Source organism: Primorskyibacter flagellatus (genome assembly GCF_900176485.1).
Taxonomy (GTDB): Bacteria; Pseudomonadota; Alphaproteobacteria; order Rhodobacterales; family Rhodobacteraceae; genus Primorskyibacter; species Primorskyibacter flagellatus.
In genome coordinates this window covers 1-1931 of the sequence record NZ_FWYD01000059.1, presented here as the reverse complement: position 1 = coordinate 1931, position 1931 = coordinate 1, and the positions used below count along the sequence as shown (strand labels likewise).

Below are 1931 nucleotides of genomic sequence, written 5' to 3'. Positions count from 1 at the left end.
ACCTATCCTCCGTCTTCGGAATTGTCTGGCAAGGCGCATGTTGATGCGTCGGGATATGAGCGGCGTTATGCGGCGTCTGTTTCGGATCCGGAGGCGTTCTGGGGTGAGGAAGGCAAGCGGGTTGACTGGATCAAGCCATATAGCCAAGTGAAGGAGACGGATTTCACGCTTGGCAATGTCTCGATCAACTGGTTCGCCGATGGCACGCTGAACGTGGCGGCCAATTGCGTGGATCGGCATCTGGCGACACGCGGCGACCAGACCGCGATCATCTTCGAGCCGGACAACCCTGAGGAAGAAGCCAAGCACATCACCTATCGCCAGCTGCACGGGCATGTGTGCCGGATGGCGAATATCCTCGAAACGCTGGGTGTGCGCCGTGGCGACCGGGTGGTGATCTACCTGCCGATGATCCCCGAGGCCGCCTATGCCATGCTGGCCTGTGCGCGGATCGGCGCCATCCATTCCATCGTGTTCGCGGGCTTTTCCCCCGATGCTCTGGCCGCGCGCGTCAATGGCTGCGACGCCAAGGTGGTGATCACTGCCGACGAGGCCCCGCGCGGTGGCCGCAAGACCGCGCTGAAATCCAATGCCGACGCCGCCCTGCTGCATTGCAAGGACAGTGTGAAATGCCTGGTCGTCAAGCGCACCGACGGGCAGACCACCTGGATCGACGAGCGTGATTTTGACTATAACGAGATGGCGCTTGAAGCCTCCGATGTCAGCCGGCCCGCCGAAATGGGGGCCGAGGATCCTTTGTTCATTCTGTATACCTCCGGGTCTACGGGTCAGCCAAAGGGAGTTGTGCACACAACAGGTGGATATTTGGTTTACGCCGCCATGACCCATGAAATCGTGTTTGATTACCACGAGGGCGATGTCTTTTGGTGTACGGCAGATGTTGGGTGGGTGACGGGCCACTCCTACATCATCTATGGGCCTCTGGCCAATGGCGCGACGACTGTCATGTTCGAGGGCGTGCCGACATATCCCGATGCCAGCCGGTTCTGGCAGGTCTGCGAGAAGCATAAAGTGAACCAGTTCTACACCGCGCCGACGGCGATTCGCGCGCTGATGGGTCAGGGTAACGATTTCGTAACCGGCACCGATCTATCGTCGCTGCGAATCCTCGGGACGGTGGGCGAACCGATCAACCCCGAGGCCTGGAACTGGTATAATGACGTGGTGGGTCAGGGCCGCTGCCCGATCGTCGATACCTGGTGGCAGACAGAAACCGGCGGGCATCTTCTGACGCCGCTGCCCGGCGCGCATGCGACCAAGCCGGGTGCCGCGATGAAGCCGTTCTTCGGCGTGGTGCCGGTGGTGCTGGACCCGCAAACGGGCGAGGAAATCCATACCAGCCCGACCGAGGGCGTGCTGGCGTTGAAAGAAAGCTGGCCGGGCCAGATGCGCACCATCTGGGGCGACCATGAGCGGTTCGAGAAGACCTATTTCTCGGATTACAAAGGCTATTATTTCTCGGGCGATGGCTGTCGCCGCGACGCGGATGGCGATTACTGGATCACCGGGCGCGTCGATGACGTGATCAACGTGTCGGGCCACCGGATGGGCACGGCCGAGGTTGAATCGGCGCTTGTCGCCCATGCCAAGGTGGCCGAGGCTGCCGTGGTCGGCTACCCCCACGCCATCAAGGGCCAGGGCATCTATTGCTATGTCACCCTGATGAACGGGATCGAGCCGTCCGACGAGCTGATGAAAGAGCTGCGCACATGGGTCCGCACCGAGATCGGCCCGATCGCCTCGCCCGACCTCATCCAATGGGCCCCCGGCCTGCCCAAAACACGCTCCGGCAAGATCATGCGCCGCATCCTGCGCAAAATCGCCGAAAACGACTACGGATCCCTCGGCGACACATCAACCCTCGCAGACCCAACCGTCGTCAACGACCTCATCGATAACAGAATGAACCG

Annotated in this window: 1 protein-coding gene; it reads left to right on the top strand. The window is 61.2% G+C overall.

The features are described 5' to 3' along the window. Positions 1 to 1931: acetate--CoA ligase (gene acs / locus B8991_RS20900; RefSeq protein ID WP_084355207.1), on the top strand; the 1931-nt coding region annotated here is incomplete at both ends.